The 25,128-nt window shown below is 41.1% G+C and carries 14 protein-coding genes; 7 read left to right on the forward strand and 7 right to left on the reverse strand.

Features of this window, described 5'->3' with window-relative positions; all coding sequences use genetic code 11:
• The first annotated feature begins 775 nt into the window (after window positions 1-775).
• Window positions 776-2,224 (forward strand): asparagine--tRNA ligase, encoded by a 1,449-nt coding sequence (gene asnS, locus OQX64_RS08620; protein ID WP_265818459.1) that lies wholly within the window; start codon window positions 776-778, stop codon window positions 2,222-2,224.
• A 579-nt stretch (window positions 2,225-2,803) separates the two neighbouring features.
• On the opposite strand, the gene OQX64_RS08625 is transcribed toward asnS, so the two are convergent.
• The gene (locus OQX64_RS08625) at window positions 2,804-4,465 is read right to left on the reverse strand and encodes an FMN-binding glutamate synthase family protein (RefSeq protein WP_088302287.1); all 1,662 of its coding nucleotides are present in this window, start codon (window positions 4,463-4,465) and stop codon (window positions 2,804-2,806) included.
• A gap of 83 nt (window positions 4,466-4,548) precedes the next feature.
• Here OQX64_RS08625 and OQX64_RS08630 point away from each other — a divergent pair, with 83 nt between their 5' ends.
• The 4 genes from OQX64_RS08630 to nhaA all read left to right on the forward strand — a co-directional run bounded on the left by OQX64_RS08630 (window position 4,549) and on the right by nhaA (window position 16,532).
• The gene (locus tag OQX64_RS08630; RefSeq protein WP_088302286.1) at window positions 4,549-5,169 is read left to right on the forward strand and encodes an L-threonylcarbamoyladenylate synthase; all 621 of its coding nucleotides are present in this window, start codon (window positions 4,549-4,551) and stop codon (window positions 5,167-5,169) included.
• 163 nt (window positions 5,170-5,332) lie between these two features.
• Window positions 5,333-11,611: a lamin tail domain-containing protein gene (locus tag OQX64_RS08635; protein ID WP_265818460.1), complete on the forward strand. Its 6,279-nt coding sequence runs from the start codon at window positions 5,333-5,335 to the stop codon at window positions 11,609-11,611.
• An 8-nt stretch (window positions 11,612-11,619) separates the two neighbouring features.
• Complete coding sequence (locus OQX64_RS08640; RefSeq protein ID WP_265818461.1) at window positions 11,620-12,540, forward strand: type IX secretion system membrane protein PorP/SprF; 921 nt, start codon at window positions 11,620-11,622, stop codon at window positions 12,538-12,540.
• Between the two features lie 2,795 nt (window positions 12,541-15,335).
• On the forward strand, window positions 15,336-16,532 hold the full coding sequence (gene nhaA / locus OQX64_RS08645) for a Na+/H+ antiporter NhaA (RefSeq protein WP_265818462.1): 1,197 nt from the start codon (window positions 15,336-15,338) through the stop codon (window positions 16,530-16,532).
• A 653-nt stretch (window positions 16,533-17,185) separates the two neighbouring features.
• Here nhaA and OQX64_RS08650 read toward each other — a convergent pair.
• Window positions 17,186-18,505: a hypothetical protein gene (locus OQX64_RS08650; protein WP_265818463.1), complete on the reverse strand. Its 1,320-nt coding sequence runs from the start codon at window positions 18,503-18,505 to the stop codon at window positions 17,186-17,188.
• A gap of 311 nt (window positions 18,506-18,816) precedes the next feature.
• On the opposite strand from OQX64_RS08650, the gene OQX64_RS08655 reads away from it, so the two are divergent.
• Both OQX64_RS08655 and OQX64_RS08660 read left to right on the forward strand, forming a co-directional pair.
• A complete protein-coding gene (locus tag OQX64_RS08655) occupies window positions 18,817-19,065 on the forward strand; it encodes a helix-turn-helix domain-containing protein (protein ID WP_265818464.1) in 249 nt (82 codons plus the stop codon).
• 262 nt (window positions 19,066-19,327) lie between these two features.
• The gene (locus OQX64_RS08660; RefSeq protein ID WP_265818465.1) at window positions 19,328-21,118 is read left to right on the forward strand and encodes a hypothetical protein; all 1,791 of its coding nucleotides are present in this window, start codon (window positions 19,328-19,330) and stop codon (window positions 21,116-21,118) included.
• A 392-nt stretch (window positions 21,119-21,510) separates the two neighbouring features.
• Here OQX64_RS08660 and OQX64_RS08665 read toward each other — a convergent pair whose 3' ends face one another.
• The 5 genes from OQX64_RS08665 to OQX64_RS08685 form a co-directional block, all read right to left on the reverse strand.
• On the reverse strand, window positions 21,511-21,642 hold the full coding sequence (locus OQX64_RS08665) for a hypothetical protein (protein WP_265818466.1): 132 nt from the start codon (window positions 21,640-21,642) through the stop codon (window positions 21,511-21,513).
• Window positions 21,643-21,816: 174 nt separating this feature from the next.
• Window positions 21,817-22,488, reverse strand: coding sequence for a hypothetical protein (locus tag OQX64_RS08670; RefSeq protein ID WP_265818467.1), 672 nt, complete (start codon window positions 22,486-22,488; stop codon window positions 21,817-21,819).
• Window positions 22,489-22,499: 11 nt separating this feature from the next.
• Complete coding sequence (locus OQX64_RS08675; RefSeq protein WP_265818468.1) at window positions 22,500-23,801, reverse strand: hypothetical protein; 1,302 nt, start codon at window positions 23,799-23,801, stop codon at window positions 22,500-22,502.
• Window positions 23,761-23,937, reverse strand: a complete 177-nt coding sequence (locus OQX64_RS08680; protein WP_265818469.1) for a hypothetical protein — start codon at window positions 23,935-23,937, stop codon at window positions 23,761-23,763. Before OQX64_RS08680 ends, OQX64_RS08675 begins: the two co-directional genes overlap by 41 nt.
• 500 nt (window positions 23,938-24,437) lie before the next feature.
• Window positions 24,438-25,076 (reverse strand): hypothetical protein, encoded by a 639-nt coding sequence (locus tag OQX64_RS08685; protein ID WP_265818470.1) that lies wholly within the window; start codon window positions 25,074-25,076, stop codon window positions 24,438-24,440.
• Window positions 25,077-25,128: the final 52 nt, after the last annotated feature.

Below are 25,128 nucleotides of genomic sequence, written 5' to 3' on the forward strand. Positions count from 1 at the left end.
ATTAAAATTAAGATGGCTTTTTTTATATATATAACAGTTTCAAATGCTGTTCTTTCCTATTCTTATCTAAGGATTTATAATTGAAGAAAAGCTTAAAAAAAAGAAAGCTTTCAGCGGTTATCCTGAAAGCTTCTCTTGGTTTAGGTTGTTTAGTTTATGTTGATTATGAATAAGTCTATTGAAATCTGTAAAAAAAGCGCCGTTGCCAGCGCTTTTTTTAAACCAAATATATAATAATAATTAACGAGCATTACAAAAGTAGCAATTTTCTTAAAAAAAACAATAATTTTCAATTAAAATAATATAAAATCTATACAAAAATCACAAAAACAATACATTAAAAGAAAACAAAATCAATTAATTCAATAAAAAATGATTTTAATCATAAAATAAATTCAAAATAACACTAAAAAAATACCTAAAAATTAAATTTTCGATTAAAAAGATCAAAAATAAGACTCAAATACCTCCTCCTAACCTCTTTTTCAACACAACCATTCAAAAATATCCAGACATAAGTACAATATTAAAGGGATATCTTAAATTTCATTCATAATAAAACAAATAAATATACAGCCAATGTTAAACAGGAAACTACACCTATTTTCTTAAATAAAGATCCGGCATCCAGAGGCAAGGGGAAATAATTCATTAAGCGATTTATTTTTTAATGAATGATTTAGTTACTGCTTTTAAAAGAAACTGAAAATTGGAAACCGCCAACTGGCAATAGATATACTTTTTTTTCTAAATTTGCGCCTTTAGAAATAACAAGATGATTAAGAGACAGCAAATTAAAGATTTATTAAAATCAACTGCATTTGGCACTGAAGTAACGGTTATGGGATGGGTAAGAACTTTCCGCAATAATCAGTTTATCGCTTTAAATGACGGAAGTTGCATGGGCAATATCCAGGTCGTGATTGATTTTAATAATTTACCTGATGAGCTGTTGAAAAGAATCACCACCGGTGCGGCCATTTCCGCTACCGGAAATTTAGTAGAATCACTGGGTAAAGGTCAGTCAGTAGAAATTAAAGCCACTACCGTATCGATTTTAGGCGACAGTGATCCTGAAAAATTTCCTTTACAACCTAAGAAGCACAGTTTAGAGTTTTTACGTGAAATAGCCCACCTGCGTTTCCGTACCAATACCTTCAACGCGGTTTTCAAGGTTCGTCATGCGCTGGCTTTTGCCATTCACCAGTTTTATAATGAGCGGGGTTTCGTATACATGCATACACCTGTAATTACGGCCAGTGATGCGGAAGGCGCCGGTGAAATGTTTAAAGTGACCACTTTAGATTTCGACAATACCCCACGTACGGAAGACGGCAAAGTAGATTTCTCCCAGGATTTTTTCGCCCGGGCAACCAACCTGACCGTCTCCGGACAACTGGAAGGTGAACTGGCGGCCATGGCTTTTGGAAAGATTTATACTTTCGGACCCACATTCCGGGCAGAAAACTCCAATACCACCCGTCACTTAGCGGAGTTTTGGATGGTTGAACCGGAATTTGCTTTTGCAGATCTGGAAGACAACATGCAGCTGGCAGAAGACATGATGAAGTATGTGATTAAATATGCTTTAGATCACTGCAAGGAAGAACTGGATTTTTTAAATACCCGCCTGGCAGAGGAAGATAAACAGAAACCGCAAAACGAGCGTAGCGAGTTTACTTTATTAGAAAAATTAGATTTCTGTCTGGCAAATGATTTTGAGCGTTTAACCTATACAGAAGCGATCAAGATTTTAAAATCATCTAAACCAAATCAGAAAAAACAATTCAAATACCTGATTGACGAATGGGGGGCAGATTTACAGAGCGAGCACGAGCGTTTCCTGGTTGAAAAGCACTTTAAAAAACCAGTAATATTAACAGATTACCCAGCTGATATTAAATCATTCTATATGCGCCAGAATGAACCGGATGCCGAAGGCAGACAAACCGTAGCCGCAATGGACATCCTGTTCCCTGGAATTGGCGAAATGATTGGTGGTTCGCAACGTGAAGAACGCTTGGATCGTTTGACCAAAAGGATGGAAGATCTGAATATCCCTCAGGACGAGCTATGGTGGTATCTGGATACCCGCCGTTTCGGCACCGCACCACACTCGGGTTTTGGACTGGGTTTCGAACGTTTAGTCTTGTTCGTTACCGGCATGACCAATATCCGTGATGTCATTGCCTTCCCTAGGTTCCCGAAAAACGCAGAGTTTTAGGGTTTAGGGTTTAGGAAAAAAAATTGTTAAATTAAAAGTGTCAGTTTTAAAAACTGGCACTTTTTTGTGATGAGTAGCCTAAGATGAGTAATTCCAGGGTGATTATTAACATAGAGAAAAAAGGCTATTTCAGACGACGAAGCCATCTATTTAGCGAATTAGATTGCTTCACCCTAACACTGAGCCCTGCCCTTCAGTTCGCAATGACATCAACACTTTACCTATCGGTTGGTGTCTCACCAACCAAAACAATTATAGCTGTTCCAGGAGAGATTGCTTCACCCTAACGGCCAAACCCTTCCCTTCAGTTCGCAATGACGTCAACACTTTACCTATCGGTTGGTGTCTTACCAACCGAAACAATTATAGCTGTTCCAGGAGAGATTGCTTCACCCTAACGCTGAGCCCGCCCTTCAGTTCGCAATGACGTCAACACTTTTACCTATCGGTTGGTGTCTCACCAACCGAAACAATTATAGCTGTTCCAGGAGAGATTGTTTCATCCTAAAGCTGAACCCTGCCCTTTAGTTCGCAATGACGTTAACACTTTATCGGTTGGTGTCTCACCAACCGAAACAACTATCTTCCATCATCATGCATGGTATCGCTGTAAGGATTGGCATGCGCATAATCTACTGCTGAAACCTTATAATCTGTGGGGGCAAAACTCTGAGCGGTACTGAGTGCCATCCCCAGCTCAAAACGGGTTGGATAAGGCGTTTGCAATAAACTTCCTGCCGGGATATAAGGAAAACTCTCCAGATAACTCTGCATCACACTGGAACTTACGCGGCGATTAATATAAGCACGGCTTAACTGATGCGGCTCACGTAAACCCGCAGCACCCAATAATTCAACCGCACTGGCAACAGTAAGGTTGTGGAAATTTTTCACCCGAACTGTTTTATCCTCTACCACCAGGCCTTTCATCAGGCTCTGATCCTGCGTGGCTACGCCTGTAGGACAGGTATTGCTGTTGCACTCCAATGCCTGTATACAACCTAAAGCGAACATCATTCCCCGGGCTGCATTACATAAATCTGCACCTAAAGCAATATTCTTAACCAAATCAAATCCTGTTGCCACCTTACCCGAAGCAATAATTTTAATGTGTTTTTTTAGATCAAAACCGTTCAGTACGTCATAAACAAAGGCAACGCCTTCACGCAAAGGCATCCCAACAGAGTTGGAAAACTCCTGAGGTGCAGCACCGGTGCCGCCCTCGCCCCCATCTACGGTAATAAAATCAGGATAAATGCCGGTTTCAATCATGGCTTTGCAAATCGCATAAAATTCGCTTTTACGGCCGATGCAAAGTTTAAACCCGACCGGCTTTCCGCCCGATAAATCCCGAAGTTTCTGCACAAACTCCAGCAGGCCTATTGGTGTATTAAAAGCCGAATGCGCTGGCGGCGACAATACATCCTTGCCCTCCGGTACCAAACGGATCCGTGCTACCTCAGCCGTTACCTTTTTCGCCGGCAACATCCCGCCGTGACCTGGCTTGGCGCCCTGGGAAAGTTTAATTTCGATCATTTTTACCTGGTCTGCATGGGCACGCTCTGCATAGGCATCATAATTAAAGCTGCCGTCAGCATTCCGGCACCCAAAATAACCGGTCCCGATCTGCCAGATTAAATCGCCTCCCGGCTTACGATGATAGTCACTGATGCCACCCTCACCGGTATTGTGGGCAAAGTTTCCCATTTTGGCACCACCATTTAAGGCCAGAATGGCATTCTGACTTAAAGAGCCAAAACTCATGGCTGAAATATTATATATACTGGCAGAATATGGCTTTTTACAATCCGGTCCGCCGATAAGCACCCTGGGATCTAAATTTAATTCATGATGAGAAATGGCTGCGATGCTGTGGCTTAACCATTCATAACCATTTTCATACACGTTCAATTGTGTACCAAAGGGAATGGTATCATTATCTGTTTTGGCCCTTTGATAAATTAACGAACGGTTCAGCCGGTTATATGGCGTTCCATTGGTATCGCTTTCCACAAAATACTGGTAAACTTTTGGCCTTAACTCTTCCATAAAATACCGCAAGCGACCGAAAACCGGATAATTTCTGACGATACTGTGCTTAGGCTGATACAAATCGTAAACGCCCAAGAGAACGAACGGGCCTGTAAACAGGAATGTCCACCACAAAAACGGATGGTACAAGCCCAGCATGATGGTGAGGGCGACTAAAAATGCGGCAATCGCGACGAATGCTTTTCTCATAATGATAGATTAGCGTATGTTTTGTTCATACAAAGATTAAGATTATTAAACAACCAACACCATTAAATTGTTATTTTTACGCTATGCTTATTAAAATCTATCCTGAAAACCCAAATGAAAAAGCCATCCAGCAGGTGGTTGAAGTGTTAAAGAAAGGCGGCTTGATTATTTATCCTACGGATACCATTTATGGTTTGGGCTGCGACATCACCAATCCAAAAGCCATTGAAAAGATTGCCCGCCTGCGGGGAATTAAACCCGAAAAGGCAAACTTCTCGTTTATCTGTCATGATTTAAAGCATATTTCTGACTATATCAAGCCCATAGACAATACTGAGTTCAGGGTGTTAAAAAAGGCCTTGCCAGGCCCCTTCACCTTCATCTTCAATGCCAATAACAATGTGCCCAAACTACTTAGTTCTAACAAAAAAACTGTAGGTATCCGTGTTCCGGATAATAATATTGCCAGGGCGATAGTAAAGGAACTGGGGAACCCCATCCTGTCTACCTCCATCAAAGATGATGATGACGTTATTGAATATTCTACCGACCCGGAATTGATTCATGAAAAATATGAGCACCTGGTTGATCTTGTGATTGATGGTGGTTATGGAGACAATGAAGCTTCTACCGTAGTAGACTGCACAAACGGGGAGTTTGAAGTGATTCGTGAAGGTAAAGGCGATATTGAGGAGTTTTTATAGTTTTTGAAGACTCAAGTGAGCAGATATGAATTGAACGCAACGTTGATGATACAGAAAAATTACCTTCCTTAAAATTTATTTTTCCACAATCGTACTATTTAACATTAAGTTAATCTGATTATAAGGCTTTTGCATATACATTTGTTTTAAACCAACAAACTATATGAAAAGACTTTTACTCGTCTCTTTTTTTCTCGTTTGCCAATTTGCAAAAGCGCAAACACCAGTGCCAATGGCAAGTCAGCCGGGCAATACCTACACTGAAAATTTCTCATCCATTGCAAGCTGGACAAATGGTTTTGGTAGCGGAACGGGTGCTTCGGCCTTTAAGGCTGTTCCGGTTAACCCCTCAGGTACTATTCCCGATGGTGTAAGAACCACTGCTTCTTCTGCTACCTTTACCACCGGATCAAGCGGGGGCGTGCAAAAGGGAACGCAAAATATTCAACTCCTTAGCACAGGGGCTACAGATAATACTTCTGCTACTGCCATTGATTTCCTGGTTAATTTTTCAGGAGTTAATGCGGGGAATTTAAGTTTTAAATGGGAGCAGGTCAGTAACTCAACAGGAAACCGCAATGGTTCTTTAAGGATATATACCTCAACAGACGGAACAAACTTTACCGAATTAACAGCTGCACAGGTTTTAAATTTCACCAACAATGTGGCCAGCTCCGGAAATGTAAATGTAATCCTTCCGGCAACATTGAATAATGCCTCCGGCGTCACGTTCAGATTTTATTATCACAATGGTTCAGGCGGAACTACCGGCTCAAGACCGAAAATTTCGATTGACGACCTCACTGTTACAGCGACCACAGCATTGGTACCATCCCTGTCCGCCAGTAAATCAACCCTCGATTTTGGAACGCAGCTAATCAACAGTACACCTGCCGAGCAAAATTATAGCTTAAGTTCAGCTAACCTTAACGGAAGCAATGTTACTTTAACTACTGCTGCACCTTATGCTCTATCCAAAACATCAGGAACGGGATTCAGCTCTTCATTAACGTATAACAACAGTGAACTATCTGCCGGCAGCAACACGGTATATGTGCGCTTTACACCTGTAACTGCAGGTACTTCAGCAGGCAGCATCACAACCGCGGGTGGCGGGGTGGCCAATCCGCCAGTGGTATCATTAACCGGCGTGGGGCAATCTGCAACCTTAACCGTTGATCAAACCGCACTGGATTTTGGAACCGTGACTACAGGCACCAATTCAACAGCTCAAACCTATACTTTAAGTGCCAGCGGATTAACCGATGCCGTTAACCTGACTTCAGTTGCCCCTTTTTATATTTCTAAAGATAATGTAACATACAGCACTTCAATTACCTACACCGCTACGGAACTGGCATCAGCGAAAACCGTTTATGCCCGCTTCTCGCCAACGGCTGCAACCAGTTCTACGGAGCGCATCAGCATAGCCAGCACAGGCGCCACCACACAAAATATTACAGTAAGCGGAATTGATGCTACACCACCGGTAGCGGCTACGCATGTGGTGATTTCAGAAGTTTATGGCGGAGGCGGAAATTCAGGTGCCACTTATAAAAATGATTTTATTGAATTATACAATCCGGGTAATGCGGCTGTAGATTTAACCGGATGGAGCGTACAATATGGCGCGGCAACCGGCACATCCTGGCAGGTTACGCCCTTAACGGGCAGTATTCCTGCAAAAGGATTCTTTTTAATTCAGGAAGCTGCCGGCAGCGGCGGAACACAAAACCTCCCGGCACCGGATGTAACCGGAACCATTAATATGGCTGGCACCGCGTTTAAAATCGTGCTCAGCAATAGCATCACAGCTTTAAGTGGTGCCAATCCTGCTGGTGCAGCCATCGTTGACAAAATAGGCGTGGGTCCTACCGCGAATGGCTTTGAAGGAAGCGGTGCCGTAGCCGTACTAACCAGTTCTACATCAGCCGAACGGAAGGCTACAGCAAGCTCAACCGTGGCAAGCCTTTCTGCCGGCGGGTCTGAAGAATTTGAAGGAAACGGTTATGATACAGACAACAATAACACCGATTTTGTAACTAATGCTCCAAATCCTCAAAACAGCAGCATTAAAGAACCAACCGGTGCCAGTCATGTGGTGATCTCTGAAATTTACGGCGGTGGCGGCAATTCGGGCTCGACATACAAGAATGATTTTATAGAATTGTATAACCCGACATCTTCCGCCGTAAGCCTCAATGGCTGGTCAGTACAATATGCCAGTGCAACAGGGACATCATGGCAGGTTACAACCCTTTCCGGAAGTATAGCACCCAAAGGTTTTTACCTCATCCAGCAGGCAGCAGGTACAGGCGGTACCACGAATTTGCCTACGCCCGACCGGATCGGTACAATTAATATGGCTGGTGCGGCAGGAAAAGTTTTGCTAAGCAATGCAGCCACCGCACAAACCGGCGCCACCCCTACCGGTGCATCAATAATAGATTTTGTAGGTTTTGGTACTGCAAATGGCTTTGAAGGTACCGGTCCTGCCGCTGCTCCTTCCAGTACTCTTTCCATTGAACGCAAAGCATCTGCCACTTCTGATGTCACTACACTGGGCACGGGCGGAACAGAAGAGTTTTCTGGAAACGGCTTCGACAGTGACGACAATGCATTTGACTTTTTGGCCAAAGCAGTAAATCCTCAAAACACCACGATCAGCGAACCTGTTTCTACCACAGGCCCTTACCTTTCTGTTAGCCCCAAAAGCCTGACCTTTACCAATCAGGCCATCAATACCACATCTGCGGCGCAACGTTATGTATTATCGGCAGGAAATTTAACCGGAGCCACTACCTTAACCACAACGGCACCTTATTCCCTTTCAAAAGATAACATAAACTTCTCTGCTACGATCAGTTACAGTGCGATAGATTTAACCAGCAATCAAACGGTATATGTAAGGTTCAGTCCAACGACTGTTGGAAACGCAACAGGTGCTGTTTTACATGCCAGTGCCGGTGCACCTTCCATTTCCCTTTCTTTAAGCGGAGCCGCTATTGATCCCAATCAAACGGTATTCAATTTTGAAAACTGCACCACGGCAGGCAGCCCGGCCTTAGCTGACGGCTTTTACCAGTATAGTGTAGCCGGACCGCAAACATGGGGTTGTACCACCAGTTTTGGTCATGATGCCAATGATGCTGCCGGTACGGCAAGCGTAGGAAATGCCCTGCAAATCAACGGTTATTCTGGTGGAAATATTTTAAACGAAGATTGGCTGATCTCTCCTGCGCTAAATTTATCCTCCATGAACTATGCCGTACTTTCCTTCTGGACCAGATCTGCATTTGCAGGTGATAAGCTCCAGTTGAAAGTTTCAACCGATTATACCGGCAGTGGTAATCCGGCATTGGCTACCTGGGTGAACCTGGATGGTAAATTCCCGGAAAGTGGTTCAGATGTATGGACAAAATCCGGTAATATTGATTTAACAGCATATAAAGCCACCCCGGTTTATGTGGCCATTGTTTACAACTCGAGTACAACAGCGGCCAGTCGGTGGACGGTAGATGATTTCGCCGTTTTAAACTCTGCAACACCGCCTCCGGTAGACATTAGCACGTCTACCACCGGTGTCAATTTTGGTTATCAGGCAAACGGTACCACTTCGGCAGAAAAGTCTTTTTCTTTCTCTGCAGGTAACCTTACGGGAGATGTGACGGTAACTGCGCCAGCAAATTTCACCATTTCCAGCACCAGTGGCGGAACATTTGGAACAAGCCTGAATTACACCAGGGCCGCCATTAACAATACTTCGCCAACTATTTATGCCAAGTTTTCACCAACAGCAGTAAATACCACCTATGCTGCAGATGTCAGTATTGCCACCGCCGGTTCGACCAATAAAACGGTGAATTTATCCGGAAATACCTTTGATGCAGCCAATACTTTAGAAGTGGTCAACTGGAACATAGAATGGTTTGGCAGTCCTGCGCAGGACCCGTCAAACGATGTACAACAGGCTGCAAATGTTAAAACCATCGTAAATAATATCAATGCTGATGTATACGGTTTTGCGGAAGTGGTAGACACAACCTTATTCAGAAACACCGTTCTGCCTGTCGGATATAATGTCATCTTCAGCTCATTCGGATCTTATGCCGATAATAAAGCAGATGCAGATTATCCGCTGGCACAAAAACTGGCTTTCATGTACCGGACGGATTTGCTGAAACCCATCAGAACCTTTGGTATACTGGAAGATACTTATAATCCGGCTGTCGCCGCAACAAGTGCAGATGGAACACCATATAAAAACTGGTCGTCCGGCCGGTTTCCTTTTGCGATGGAGGCGGAAGTAAGCATCAACGGGAGGAAAGAAAGCCTGTATTTTATTGAAATTCATGCAAAGGCCAACACCGGAACAACAGCCGATCAGATTGATGCCTATAACAGAAGAAAGGGTGGCAATAAGCAACTTAAAGATTGGATTGATGCTAATCTTGCAGGTAAAAAGGTGATCATCCTTGGCGATTTTAATGATGTGCTTAATCCGGATAAAACCATTGCACCTATGCCCGCCGGAACGGGAACATCCTATGTTGATTTCACCCAGGATGCCGCCAATTATTTCCCGATTACACTTCCTTTAAGTCTGGCCGGTAAACAATCTACCGCCGGCTTTAACACCGTAATTGACAATGTCATTTTAACCAAAAGTTTAAATCTGAATTATATTCAGGGTACTGCAGAAGTGTTAGATGCCGTAAAAACGCTGGTCACCAATTACAGTTCAACCACAACCGATCATTATCCCATCAAATCAAGATATTTATTTGGAAATGGGGCACCAACGGTTAATGCTGTGGCCAATCAGGCCGTTTGTTATGCTCCGGCAAACCAAACCATTGCCGTAACCGGCATTTCTGCAGGTCCTGAAGCGGCACAAACCACTACCCTCTCTGTCACATCTGATCAGGCGAATGTATTTGAAGTTTTATCCATCACGGCAAACGGCGCAGATCAAGGAACCATCACTTACCGGTTAAAAAATAATACAGCAGCTGAGGCCAATATTACCGTAACTGTTACGGATAACGGAGGAACTGATTTCGGAGGTGTAAATCAAATCAGCAAAACTTTCAAATTAACCGCTACCCCCGCTGCTACAGGAACCATTACCGGCACTACGGCGGTTTGTTTAAATGGTGATGCACCTGCCATCACTTTTACAGGGGCAAACGGAACAGCACCATATACTTTTACGTACAACATAAATGGCGGAACAAGCCAAATGGTTACCACGGCAGGAACAAGCAATACCGTTACTGTAAATGCTCCTGCTAACCTTGCCGGAACGTTTACCTATAACCTGTTAAATGTGAAGGATGCAAATTGCGGCCAGGCGCAAACAGGTACGGCAACAGTAACTGTCAGAACGCTGGCAACGGCAGGCATATCCGGTTCAACGGCAATTCCGCAAAACAGCACCGCACCAGTCATTACTTTTACCGGCGCAAACGGAACGGCTCCTTACACATTTACCTATACAATCAATGGAGGCACGAACAGAACAGTAACGTCAACAGGAAATACGGCTACCATTGCAGTGCCTACGACTGCAGCAGGTACCTTTGTGTACAATCTGGTCAGCGTAGCTGATGTAAACTGCGGGCAGCCACAATCCGGTGCGGCAACGGTATTGGTTCGTCCACTTCCGGTAGCAAACCTCAGCGGAACAACTGCCGTTTGTCATTTCAGCAAGTCCCCGGTGGTGACCTTTACGGGTTCAGGCGGAACAGCACCATATACCTTTACTTATACGGTAAATGGTAGCAGCAACAGAACCGTTACCGCAAATGAGGCTACGGCCACTGTAAGTGTACCAACCAGCAGTACAGGCACGTTTACATATGCCCTGGTGAGTGTGGCAGATACTTATGCTACCCAACTGCAAACCGGAAATGTAAGTGTTGTTGTCAATCCGCTCCCGGTCATTACGATCAGCAGCAACAAAGGCTTTTCGATTTCAAAAGGCGATGATATTATTTTAACGGCCAGCGGTGGTTCGCAATACAGCTGGACTGGTGCCGAAATCAGCAGTGGCCGGAATGCAGCATCCGTAACCATCAGACCAAAACAAAGTGGAACTTACCAGGTTACCGGAACCAATGCAAATGGCTGCACAGCTGAGCAAAGCATTTCAATTACAGTGATAGATGATTACAAACTGGAAGCCAGCACAGTCGTTACGCCAAATGGAGATGGTTATAACGACCGGTTTATCGTTAAAAACATCGATTACTATCCTAAAAATACCCTGAAGATTTTTGATAAGGCCGGCCGGGTGTTATACACCAGGCAAGCTTATGCCAATGATTGGGATGGAACCGTAAACGGAAGTCCCCTTGCTGAAGGAACCTATTACTACATCATCGATTTAGGAACAGGCATCCGCACATTTAAAGGTTATATCAATATCATCAGAGACTAATTACAGACATGAAAGCAATTACACAACACCTCAGGCAGATCAGTCGGTTAACGTTTCTATCTGCCGCGGGCATTTTATTTTACCATACCGCCAGTGCACAAATTCTTCCCTTAAATGCCCAGTATTTCCAGAACAAATACCTGGTGAATCCATCAATGGCGGGGATTAACGAAGGCTTTAACATCAATGGCAGCTTCCGTAAACAATGGTCAAACATTCCCGGTGCCCCCATTACCCAAAGTGTAACTTTAGATCAGCAGGTTAATAAGGTTGGCTGGGGCGTGAATATTTATAATGAAAAATCAGGTGGTATCCAACGTACCAAAGCCGTTGGAACCTTTGCCTACCATTTACCCTTAAGTAATAACGACCAGCAATTAAATTTCGGGGTATCATTTGGTGCCAGTCAGGATAAACTGGATTTAAGCAGCGTGCGGAACAGCGACATCAATGATCCTGCCATTGCCCGTTTCAATGATCGCGGTTATGAATTAGATGGCGATTTTGGTGTTTCCTACACCTCAAAAAGCCTGACCATAGAAGGTGCCCTTCCAAATATGCGTTCAGTATTTAGAAATGATGATTTAAATTATGCCAACAAGCCTACCTTTTATTCAGCCGTAGGCTATAAATTTAACTTTGGCAGTGGCATCAACGCCATCAGCCTGGAGCCGAAAGGCGTTTTCAGGGGCATTAAAAATTACAAAAATTTATGGGATGCCGGTGTCAATGCCAATTTTGCCAATGATAAATTGTATGTCATGGCGATGTACCACAACACTAAAAATGCCACAGTTGGTTTCGGTATGAACTATAAATCAACGCTATATTTCATGGCCTATTACAACACCGCAACTTCAGCCATCAGCGGTTATACCAATGGTGATTTTGAAGTGAATATCCGGGTAAATATTGGCAAGAAGCCATAATGCGCCAGGCTGCATAAACCCTGAAACAAGTTCAGAATGACGACCAAATAAAGCCGCAGATTTAAGTATCTGTGGCTTTTTGTTTTATATCAATACGACAATATAATCCCTATCCGCACCTTTCCCCCCGAACCAATTATCCGCATCCCGCTATAGCCACCATGCTATCTGCACCCCGCTACCGGCCTGGGAGATGATGGAAGGAGAAGCCGTTGAAATTTTTGCACCTCCGTTCAAATGACCCCACTGCCCAAGGTAGCGCACACGGCTCCCTCGAAATTAATCTTCATTATAAAACAAAATCGAGTCCTTGTGCTACCGCTTTTAAAATTTCGACGCGCTAATCCAACATCAGGTCCAAGCCTTGATTGTTTGCTTCTTTGTTATCAAGAACAAAGAAGAAGAGCCCCTCGGCGGCGGTAAGCCGAGGCAAGGCAGAGCATGGGGAAAAATAAAAAAGTACAGCATTAAGGTTTCCCGCCTGCACGGGAATGACGACCGCATTATAAATATTTTTATAAAGTAAAGTACAAAGATCTCTCCACTGCGGTCGAGATGACGATTGATCCCGAGTGAAATTACGCGTAACATTCCTCTGCACCCCGCTACCGGCCTGGGAGATGATGGAAGGAGAAGCCGTTGAAATTTCTGCACCTCCGTTCAAATAACCCCACTGCCCAAGGTAGCGCACACGGCTCCCTCGAAATTAATCTTTATGACAAAACAATATCGAGTCCTTGTGCTACCGCCATTAAAATTTCGACGCGCTAATCCAACATCAGGTCCAAGCCTTGATTGTTTGCTTCTTTGTTATCAAGAACAAAGAAGAAGAGGCCACGGCGGCCAGCCGAGGCAAGCCGGAGCAAAGGGCAAACTTCTTAGGTAACGAGTAAACACTAACAAATGCGAAGCACTAACAAATCCTTCGTACTTCAGTATGAAAGATTGCTTCGCCGGCTGAAAAAGCCGCCTCGCAATGACGATTTAACGAATCATCCGCATCACGCTATAGCCATCACGCTATCTGCACCCTGCTACCGGCCTGGGAGATTTTCGTAGGAAAAAGCACGAAAATCTATGCACTTCCCCTCATTACCCCACATCCCAAGGCAGAATCAAGCTTGTGCGCTGGGATAAGAAAGGGGGTAAGAAGCCTAGAGACTGCCGCAATCAAGATTTTCGTAGCTTTTTACAAGAAATTGCGCAGCAATCTTTTATACAGATAAAAACAATATAATCACATAAAAAACGATCCAAGCCTTGATTTATGCCCCCTTTGTTGTTATTTCATCGGCGGGCATGCTTTCGCTGTGCTCAGGTTTGGTTACCTTTTTATCAAGAAAAAGGTAAGAGCCCCTCGGCGGCGGTGAGCCGAGGCAAGCCAGAGCATGGGGCAAACTTCTTAGATGATGAGTAAACACGAACAAATGCGAAGCACTCACAAATCCTTCGTACTTCAGTATGAAAGATTGCTTCGCCGGCTGAAAAAGCGGCCTCGCAATGACGATTTAACGAATCATCTGCATCCCGCTATAGCCATTACGCTATTTGCACCCTGCTACCGGCCTGGGAGATTTTCGTAGGAAAAAGCACGAAAATCTATGCACTTCCCCTCATTACCCCACATCCCAAGGCAGAATCAAGCTTGTGCGCTGGGATAAGAAAGGGTAAAAGCCTAGAGGCTGCCGCAATCAAGATTTTCGTAGCTTTTTACAAGAAAGGATCCAAGCCTTGGGTTTTTGTTTCTTTTGGGCTAAGCCAAAAGAAAGAGCCCCTCGGCGGCGGTAAGCCGAGGCAAGGCAGAGCATGGGGAAAAATAAAAAAGTACAGAAGAATAGTGAAAGCATTAAGGTTCCCGCCTGCGTGGGAATGACGGCCGTGTTAGAAATATTTTTAAAGGTTAAGTACAAAGATCTCTCCGCTACGGTCGAGATGACGATTGATCCCGAGTGAAATTACGCGTAACATTCCTCTGCACCCCGCTACCGGCCTGGGAGATGATGGAAGGAGAAGCCGTTGAAATTTTTGCACCTCCGTTCAAATGACCCCACTGCCCAAGGTAGCGCACACGGCTCCCTCGAAATTAATCTTTATGACAAAACAATATCGAGTCCTTGTGCTACCGCCATTAAAATTTCGACGCGCTAATCCAACATCAGCTCCAAGCCTTGATTGTTTGCTTCTTTGTTATCAAGAACAAAGAAGAAGAGGCCCTCGGTGGCTAACCGAGGCAAGCCGGAGCAAAGGGCAAACTTCTTAGGTAACGAGTAAACACTAACAAATGCGAAGCACTAACAAATCCTTCGTACTTCAGTATGAAAGATTGCTTCGCCGGCTGAAAAAGCCGCCTCGCAATGACGATTTAACGAATCATCTGCATCCCGCTATAGTCACCACGCTATCTGCACCCTGCTACCGGCCTGGGAGATGATGGAAGGAGAAGCCGTTGAAATTTTTGAACCTCCGTTCAAATGACCCCACTGCCCAAGGTAGCGCACACGGCTCCCTCGAAATTAATCTTTATGACAAAACAATATCGAGTCCTTGTGCTACCGCCATTAAAATTTCGACGCGCTAATCCGACATCAGGTCCAAGCCTTTTAGTTATGCCTTGGTGTTTGTTGTTTTTATAGGTAGTCATGCTTTCGCTGCGCTCAGGTTTGGTTCTTTTTCATCAAGGAAAAAGTAAAAGCCCTTCGGTGGCTAACCGAGGCAAGCCGGAGCTTAGGGCAAACTAGAAAAGGACAGCAGCTTAGCAAACGCTTTACTATTATTATTTCACTATTTTTACCCCTATGGCAAAACTCATCAACCTCCAGGCATTTCAGCGTTTCTTCCGCTCCGGACAAGTAGGTGGTTATTTATTGCTGATCTGCGTCGCCATCTCCTTACTCCTGGCCAATACCGGCTTAAAAGAAAGTTTAGAAAGCTTTTTAGCCACCACAATCGGTTTTGGTGCTGTCAACTACAGCATCCTCGCCTGGATTAACGATGCCTTAATGGCCATCTTCTTTTTACTGGTTGGTTTAGAAATCAAACGCGAACTGCTGGAAGGCGAACTTTCTTCCTTGAAAAGTGCAGCATTACCCGTCATTGCCGCCTTAGGCGGTATGTTGGTTCCCGCACTGATTTATACCATCTTTAACAAAGGTACCGAAACTGCCGGTGGCTGGGGCATCCCCATGGCAACCGATATTGCCTTTGCCCTCGCCATTATCGCGATGCTTGGTAAAAGCGTACCCGCCAGTTTAAAAATATTCCTGGCGGCCTTAGCCATTGTGGATGATCTCGGTGCCATCCTGGTCATCGCCATCTTTTACACCAATCAAATCCATTTTGAGTACCTCGCCATGGCGGGTGGCGTTTTAATTCTACTCAGTTTAATAAATTATTTCGGCGTGAAGAATCTTTTCTTTTATTTAATCCCAGGGATATTTCTCTGGTATTTCATCCACCACTCCGGCATTCACGCCACCATTGCAGGGGTATTACTGGCTTTCACCATCCCCACTAACGAAACGGATGAACAATCGCCTTTGGAGAAACTGGAACATGCTTTAACCGTCCCTGTAAACTACCTCATCATGCCCATTTTCGCCCTGGCGAATACCAATATCACGTTCCAGAAAGAAATGCTGACCGGACTGGTTTCGCCCCTTGCTCTGGGCATCATCGTCGGTTTATTTGTTGGCAAAACCATTGGTGTCACCTTTTTCAGCTGGCTGGCCGTGAAACTGAAATGGGCCGGTTTACCCACCGGCGCCGGCTGGAAACATATCTTAGGTTTAGGTATGCTCGCCGGAATCGGTTTTACCATGTCGATCTTTATTGCCCTGCTGTCTTTTAGCAATGCGCTGCAGGTTTCGGAGGCGAAGTTTGCGATATTAACGGCTTCAGTTTTATCGGGTGTGGTAGGTTTTGTGTTTTTGAAATCGGTTAAAGCTCAAGAATTAACCACAGCAGGCAGTTTAACCACAGAGAACACCAAGTAAAACACAGAGAGGCACAGAGCCCTATCCGCCTATCGGCACCTTTACCCTAAGAGAATAGAAATCAGAGAAGAATTTCGTCATAACTACCCCCACCCCCCTAAATTAGGAGGGGAGTTCCCCTCATAGTTTCAAAGGAATCAATCTATGGATGCTTTTCTCTACTCCATGCTATCCGGCCTAGGAAATGATGGAAAGAGATCCTTCGACTACGCTCAGGATGACAAAAAACCGGAGGAAAATACAAGGAGGATGAATTAATCGAGATTAAAATAACGCGATAAATCCGCTGCTCCATGCTATCTGCACCTTGCTATCCGGCCTCGCAGATTTTCGCCGGAAAAAGCACGGAAAGCTTTGCAGTGCCCCTCATACCCCACAGCCCAAGGCAGGATCAAAGCGGGAGCGGTGGAATAAAGCAAGGGCTAAGAGCCTCGATGCTGCCGCAAATAAGATTTCCGTAGGTTTTTACAAAAAAGGATGCAAGCCTTGGGTTTTTGTTTCTTTTGGGCCAAGCCAAAAGAAAGAGCCCCTCGGCGGCGGTGGACCTGTACCGATTTTTCATCGGTAGCCGAGGCAAGCCCGAGCGAAAGGCAAAACCTCCCCCAGCCCCTCCTGCAGGAGGGGAGCTCCCACCCATAGTTATAAAACAAAAATTACCCCCTCTTCACCTCATACCACCGCTCCACACCCTCTACAAACCCCTCAAAAAATGCCCTATAATACCCTTTAATCACCTGCACCCTAAAGTTTACCCTGCTAAAAAACCAAACCAGTTTATAATCCATTTCGGCCTCAAGCAAATACCATAAATACGGTTTACCCCTATCGCAAACCAAAAACAGCCCAGGCTGATCCGTATTCAGATGCAGCAACTTTCCTTTCACCTTAATCTTCAGTTCCAGTTCATAATAATCGCCCTCATCTTTAAGCACGAAACTCAAAACAGGCACCTCCATCGCAAATTCAACCAGTTTCATATCACGCATTACAGGTTTGCCCGTAACATTGCGCATGCCATAGGTGTAGCAATAATGTGTAAAGCGTTGCAACATCAATAGCGGCAAAGCCTTGTTCCATAACTTTAAAAGTGCCAATTGGTTAGCCTCATTAAGTGTATGGGTTTCGGCTACCTTTTCGGGCAGGTGGCCGTTTGCGTTAAAGCGGATGGCAGCAACTTCTTTCATGGCGAAGCAAATGCTGTTCAGCTCCTCCTGTTGTGGCGAGAGGCTGATGCCATCCACATCATGCGGATTCAGCACGAAACGTTTAAAAGATTTAACCGTTTTCAGGTAAGCCGTGGCCGAAAAAACATAAGGAATTAAAAAGGGGTAATGGTTGCTGTGGAAATTCAGCAGATCGGTATTGGCGAAACAATAACCAATGTTCACCGGTGCCAAACGTGCCATAGCCTGTTTATTCAATAACCTTTCCCGCGGTACTACCACCCGTTCCATAACATCCGGGAAATCATCACCAGGCCTGAACAAACCGCTAAACTTTTTCTTCAATGTAATAGTGAAACCGCCAGGTTTCTTAACCACATCTACATATCCCGACCGCTTATTGCCCAAAGCAAAACATGCCGGCCAGTAATATTCCTGAAAATCGCAGTAACCACTTCGCATCATGGCCCGCAAAGTAAGGTAAACGTAACGCCCAAGGTAGGTTTCATCCGTATCAACACTACAGCTCACCAGCAGGCAATCGTATGCTACCGCGATGTAAACCCTTGCTTCTTCCCCTTCCAATTTAACATGAACCGTTAACAAACCCTGATCAAAGGAAAGCGATTGTATGGCCAACGGCTCAGGTTTTTTACCTACGCTAAATGTGCTATGCAATCCGATAGCTGTCGGATCGATAGCGATCTGATCCAGCACCGCTAAACTTAACACCCTGCTCCCTTTTTCAAAAGGCAGTTTGTAAAACTGCGAAAGTGGTTTCCCTGCAATTGTAATGGATTTAGTCGTCATACTCGTATGGTTTTACGAGTCTTGTTGGGGTAAAATATAAAAGTGGGCTTCTACCTACCATAGCTCCTTAAAGTTTCTCAGGCCTTACGTTGATATGGAATTACAGCAGAAACCCACTCTCATTTAGAAATGCTAAAATAGCATAAACTACACAAGAATGGGTTATAAATCTACTATTTTGCATCAACGGCCTGAGATGTGGAGCTGCAAAACTCTTATTTATAACTCTTTATTAATTAATCAAATATAATGAATCTAAAATAAAAGGACAAATAAGTCCTAATATATTTTTAATAATATTAGGATTTTGCATGGTGGGAAAACAATATCGCAATCAAGAATATTTAGTTAAAATTGGAAAACGCATTGTGGAAATTCGTGATCTTAGAAAAATTACACAGGAGAAGCTGGCAGAGTTAACCGAAATTGATACGAGACAAATAGGTCGCATTGAGCGAGCAGAAACAAATGTTTCAATTAGCAGTATTAAATTAATCGCAGATAATTTGAAAATATCAGTTCCTGAGTTATTAGATGTTTCTAAACTAGCAGATAAATAGCAAGCCAATACAAAATACTGTTCAAGAAAGTGAGAGCTACAGGTTCGAATTCTGTGGGGATAGTAGAATTTGCTTACAAAGGAAGCTTATGGCTTTAAATAAAGAAGGGAATTTCAGATTGAAATTCCCTTTAAATATCTAAGGAAGTAGCGAAGAAATGCGGAATTGCCTCCAGATCCAAATCAACCTATCTTCCTTTTTTATCTTATATATCTTTGTTTCAAATGATTTCCATTTCAAAATTAGAACATAATTACAAATTATGCAAATAATTATACATAAAAACACACAACTAACAACGTGCCAAAAATTCTTCATAGAAAAATCTCTGGAGCTTTTATATCTAGGCAGTATAGATTCTTACAGAGTTAGACTGAATAATCCGAGGACTATTCTAGAGGAGTTGAAATATTGTTTAGAGGAATTTGAACTGGGAAGAATTAAGCATTTCCAAACTATTAAGTCAAAAGATAAAGGCAAAAAGGCGTTAGTAGATGATGCAATAAAACTTTTACAGTACGAAGAAACTTATCTACGATTTGATTCAATATCATTAAATTATATTAACCAGCTACTTAAACTAATTGATGAGTATAATTACAAAAAGGTTATATCAGTTCTAGAGATTGTACTTCGAGAAAATGATGAGTATCTATTATCTGTAACGAACGGATTAGAAAACCTTGTTGCAACCGATGATCACACTTTAGCAAACCTGGAAAAAATTGATAATGCACTTAATTTCCTATTTAGTGAGCTTATCAGTAATGGTTATTCAAAAGGATTTTTATACAAACTCATTTATGGCATTTTTGTACACAGCTTAAAAGATGGAAACGATTTCAATACACATTTTTCAGATTTCAAAACTAGAATTCTTGATGCAGAAAGTAATTATGATGTAATTTTCAGAATTGATACCACTCAAAAAGTTTATGATGCCATCACCGCTATACCTCACTCTATTTTAATACTTAGTGACGACATCAATGAATTTGCTTTAACAGGCCGATATCAGGCCGAGTTTGAATCTTTTAACATTACTGCCGCCAACAGGAAATTTATCACTTGTAGTCTTGATGCTAGAGATCCCTTGGCAGCTTTAAAAAAAGCGAGAAATATCCTTTCAGAATATCTTGACGTTATAAATTTAGGCTTATCGGGCGAATATTTGTTAATTAACCAGCGAGTATTGGTTGTTGGTTCTAGACCAACGGAAAAGGGAGCTTTCCAAAATAATGCTAATATTTTAGACGGAAAATATAAGGTAGAAAAAGATCATTATGTTGAATTTACAACAAAGCTTCCAATAATCATCCAAAATAATAACATTGTTAAGGAAACCAAAGAGAAAATTAAATCTGCCATACGTTACCTCAGATTGGGAAATCAATCTACAGAAGTTGAGCATAAATTCATTAATTACTGGATCGGCTTAGAGTATATTTTTTCTAATTATGAAAGCCAAAATACCATTAATCGAATTAAAGATCATTTTATAAATGCACATGCACTCGCCTACGTAAAAAGAAATACGTATGGCATGAATAAATTTATAAGTAGCCTTAGCACCTATGATAAGACTAAAATCGTTAGCTATAATGATAATAACACAGAACATCTTAAAACACAAGTATTCTATCAACAAGTAACTGATAATCTAATTGATGATTTTTCCCTTTTAGCTTATCGATGTATGAAACTTGCGAAGTGGTTTTTCAAAGCAGGCAAACCTGCTAATGCTGCCGACTACATAAATGCGCACAAAGAAAATTTGGAAATTCATTTTACTAGAATTTATCGCCTCCGTAACGAAATTATTCACGATGCGGCTACTGATACTAATAATGAACAAATTGCCTCTAACTTACGTTATTACTTAACTTTTATATTAAATGAGCTTATAGACTTTTTAGTAGGGGCTTCTGATCCAGACACTTCAATAGAAGACTATTTCATTATGAATGAAATAAAAATTGGAAATATTGAATTCGGTGGTTTTCTTTTAACAGATTTGTTAGAAGTCAATTGCTCAATAGATTTTATTTCTTAAGCACCTAACTAGCAATCAACTAGTTCGTAAAACCAAGCGATACTTTATTTGCAACTGCATTATATAGTAACTAATTTTAGCTTGTATTAGAAAGACTTATATGTTATAATTATTAGAAAAACAATTGGATGAAGTGCTCATGATGATATAACTTCTTAACATTTAATTAGAAGACAAAATAGGTACAAGCCTTCTTTATTTGAAGAAGATATCATAGATGTGCCCAGCGATCCAGGATCCTTTTAAATAGTGGTCAGCTATAAACATTGCAGAATTCGAATTTATTTAGAGAACGAAGTAAATGGCAAACTAATTTCTTGTAAATACAGCTCTCTATACATAGTAGACTTTCTGACTTTGCCTTTTAGCAGTTGATCAGACGCCTCAGCTGGTTATTCAAAAACATCTTCACTTTCTGAACCATCTTTTTCAGCAATCGCTGGTAAATTTGAAGGATAAATAAAATAAGCAGGGATCAACGAATTATCATTAATGCTTAGCTCTTTGTATACTTCATTTAACATGGTATACCCAGAAACTGCCTAGCATCTTCAACACTTGAGTTGCCGTAAGCATATCTAGGCTTATATTTTGCATCCACTACAGCTTTAAAGCCGCTGGCATTAATAATAAAACCTGGTTCTTGTTGATGATACTTTTTTATTCTTTAATGTTTTTCTTTCATCTAGAATTAAATTCTATTGTATAGCTTTCCTCAAATCGATTAAAGTTTCTTTAATAAATTCTTGATAGTTAGAACTAACTATCTCTTTATAGTTTAATTTATGCCCAACGGTAATATCAAAAGCTATACAATAATCATCGCTTACTTCGTATTTATTCCCCCACATATTTTTTAAATATTGATGTAAACTGTAAACAAAAATTGCTAGCTCTTCTTTACTATAAGTATCCTTTTTAGCTACAAACCAAATAGCCCCAACTTTTTTTTGACCATTTTCTTCAAAAGTAAATACATGGTTAGGTATAATTTGTATGGGTACTCCACGCAATTCTAAAATTGATTTAGTATTCTTAATATAAGAAACGGAAAAATAAGGCTTTAAATCCTGAAAATCAAATTCTTTAGCATTATGAAGAATATCAATATTACATTGATACATATCCTTTGAAATCTTTGCGGTAGCACTTTTTTTCTTTTCAATAACACTGTCAACTTTGTCATCTAACACAATTAATTCTTCAGATCGAAAAACTTGACTTATTGCGCTCGAAGAAATTATCCAATAATTCCCCCCCTCATCATTAGTCTGGACTTTTGGCTTTTTTAGATTTGCAATAAAAGTAACTCTGCCAGCAGGAGTTTTCCTCACAAATCGCACAATGTCTGCAACGGATATTTTATTCATGCCTTTAAAATTTATTCGAGATTATTTTTACCATAAAGGAGTACATTCGATATTAGATACCTTAGATGAAATTTGGTATCATATTCCATCTCGAGTATTTCTGCTTTAGAACATAACTTCAGTAATTGCTTAATGTTAGATATCTCATTGTCAACATCTTTTCTAAAAAGATCACTTAATTCTTTAACATCTTTGAAAATTCCTCGCGTTGATCCAACTCTCTCAAAAATCTTGGCCCGAAGTTGATCGGGAGTATGTTTATCTTTTAAAAAATGAATATCATCATATACTCTATCCATTTCATTTATTAATTCATTAATTATAGTATGATTGTCTATAAATTTTTTTGCCGAAATTGTATGTTGGAAAGTCTTCTTAAAGTTTATATCATCAATATTCCTGTTAGGATATAAGAAAATATTTTCGCCAATCTCCTTTTCCAAATTGAAGTTGATTGTTGCATAAAATCCTAATGATGTATTGCCTTGATCTTTATTTCTAACAGTAATAGATGCTTTTAATCTGCCAAGGCCGTTAATGTAGTGTTCTTTATTAGTCGAAATAATGATCTCAATTTTAGCTTCACTAATAGCTAAACTTAAAATTTCCAATTTAGAACCAGTACTTTCTTTTAACTTATTCAGTTCTAAAATAGTTAAAACAAATGTTTCTGCTATGCCATATTCTTTGTATTTAATCGTATTAAAACTTTTGGCAAAATAATCTCCTCTTTCATTATCTCTCAATACTCGAAATAACCGATCCTTTGATATCTTACTGTTTCGTTTATAATATTCTATCCAAGAGTTATTTATGGAATCTAACAATTTCTGATCGCGATGCTTCGACTTTATGTAATTTATATGTTGACTGAGTTTCCTATCATCATAAAATAAATGAATTGAGTCATATTTAGATAAAGCTTCAACTCGGCCTAAATATTCACCATCTTCTGTTGCACAATTATTTAATATAAAAAAGACATCTTTTTCATTGTTCTGTACAAACTCAACCTTAGTATCCTTTTCTTCACATAATATCCTATGGGTTTCAAATTTTGTCGAATACTTCCTAACGATAGAATAGATAATATCAATTTTATCGATGCTGATTATATTATCTTCGATAATTTCGTACGTATCTCCAACCAAACTCTTTACTTCTTCATTTTTCAAGAGATCAATTAAGTCTTTAAAAGTTAGTTCATTATTAACAAACTCTATATCCTTTAGGTTATACGTCTTCTGCATAAAATATGCCGAAATATCCATATTATTTCTTCTCCCTTCTAACCCCCTTAAAAGGTGTTCCATCTTTTTTCGCATCCATAAACCTACCATTTTCAGTATCTCGTTTAACCCATTGTTCTGTTGTTGGATTAAAAATTTGGGAGCGATCTTTTACTGCTCCATGTCGGCGGTTGTCGCCTGGTTTGCCATTTGTTGCCATGTTAAAAAAATAAACAATAGGAATGATTGCCCAATTATTTGAGCAGTTTAATTATTTCCAGAAGCTTTGTATGGCCGGTATCCCTAGGCAATAAGAGAAAAAGAAGATGAACTTTATAGTGTACAAAAGCATAATATTTCTACTTTTGCACCATTCTAAATAAACGATGCTACCTCATGTTCGTTTCTAATTTCCTTAGTTGCGAATAATAATTTTTATTGGGCTCAGGATATGTCGTAGTTTCCTGAGCCTTTTTATTTCTATTAAACCCACCAGTATTTCGTCTGACTTCTAATACAAACTTAATTAAAATCGCAATTCAATTTCGATGCAAGTTCTTAACAATCAAACCATTTAGTCGATAATTTAGTCAGCCAACAGTCAGAACTGGAACACAAAAAATTTAACTTACTGAAAATGAACCATTAACAAATAAAACCGAGTGTTAATAAGTCCTAACATTTATCTTATAAATAACTTAAATCTAAGCACTTAAAATACTATTCAACTCTTATAGCTTCAGTAGTTTTAGTTAGAAATGATGGCAAACCTTTACTATTATAATCATATTGAAAATTCTTGCTCATTTTATCATTAGAAATGCTCCAGCCATAATTTGATACAAGGTCTAAAGCATCTTCAGTAGTGATATCCTTTTTTTGAAATTCATGCGATACCTTTTCGAATTCCCAACTACCATAACTTCTAGGAATAGTACAGATGTCTAACGTTTTACCTCTATATCTTAAAACAGAAACATAAAAAATGATACCACCTACTTCGGAGTTGTCTTTTAAATTTGCGCCATCATCTCCACTGTTTATAAAATTTAAAGTGGTTAAAGCTATCTTTTGTCCTTTCTCTCTAATATAGGCTGGTTTAGCACCAGCGCCATCATTTACATCTACTGCTGCAAACTTTAAAGTAGTAAGGGCAATTTCATCACTTTTTGATGCAGAACTATTACTGGAACTATATGAAGAGGTACTTCCAGAACCTGCGGTATAACCTCTTACATGTGGGCGCACATAGGTGCCATCTTTTCTGGTATAACCCCTAACACTTGTAGATCTTCGTTGTGCCAAAACTGGCATAACCAACAGGCAAATTTGTAATAATAATAAAATTGCTTTTTTCATATAATGGAGTTTTTTCATTCTACGAAAGTAACAGCTTTTGAAAAGTAAAATT

Source organism: Pedobacter sp. GR22-10 (genome assembly GCF_026239715.1).
GTDB lineage: Bacteria > Bacteroidota > Bacteroidia > Sphingobacteriales > Sphingobacteriaceae > Pedobacter.

Bases quoted from the DNA above. Each gene is read 5' to 3' on its own strand.
- OQX64_RS08640 (WP_265818461.1), top strand. From the start codon at position 11,620: ATGAAAGCAATTACACAACACCTCAGGCAGATCAGTCGGTTAACGTTT.
- OQX64_RS08685 (WP_265818470.1), bottom strand. From the start codon at position 25,076: ATGAAAAAAGCAATTTTATTATTATTACAAATTTGCCTGTTGGTTATG.
- OQX64_RS08655 (WP_265818464.1), top strand. From the start codon at position 18,817: ATGGTGGGAAAACAATATCGCAATCAAGAATATTTAGTTAAAATTGGA.
- nhaA (WP_265818462.1), top strand. From the start codon at position 15,336: ATGGCAAAACTCATCAACCTCCAGGCATTTCAGCGTTTCTTCCGCTCC.
- OQX64_RS08670 (WP_265818467.1), bottom strand. From the start codon at position 22,488: ATGAATAAAATATCCGTTGCAGACATTGTGCGATTTGTGAGGAAAACT.
- OQX64_RS08635 (WP_265818460.1), top strand. From the start codon at position 5,333: ATGAAAAGACTTTTACTCGTCTCTTTTTTTCTCGTTTGCCAATTTGCA.
- OQX64_RS08650 (WP_265818463.1), bottom strand. From the start codon at position 18,505: ATGACGACTAAATCCATTACAATTGCAGGGAAACCACTTTCGCAGTTT.
- OQX64_RS08665 (WP_265818466.1), bottom strand. From the start codon at position 21,642: ATGTTAAATGAAGTATACAAAGAGCTAAGCATTAATGATAATTCGTTG.
- OQX64_RS08660 (WP_265818465.1), top strand. From the start codon at position 19,328: ATGCAAATAATTATACATAAAAACACACAACTAACAACGTGCCAAAAA.
- OQX64_RS08625 (WP_088302287.1), bottom strand. From the start codon at position 4,465: ATGAGAAAAGCATTCGTCGCGATTGCCGCATTTTTAGTCGCCCTCACC.
- OQX64_RS08630 (WP_088302286.1), top strand. From the start codon at position 4,549: ATGCTTATTAAAATCTATCCTGAAAACCCAAATGAAAAAGCCATCCAG.
- OQX64_RS08675 (WP_265818468.1), bottom strand. From the start codon at position 23,801: ATGGAACACCTTTTAAGGGGGTTAGAAGGGAGAAGAAATAATATGGAT.
- asnS (WP_265818459.1), top strand. From the start codon at position 776: ATGATTAAGAGACAGCAAATTAAAGATTTATTAAAATCAACTGCATTT.
- OQX64_RS08680 (WP_265818469.1), bottom strand. From the start codon at position 23,937: ATGGCAACAAATGGCAAACCAGGCGACAACCGCCGACATGGAGCAGTA.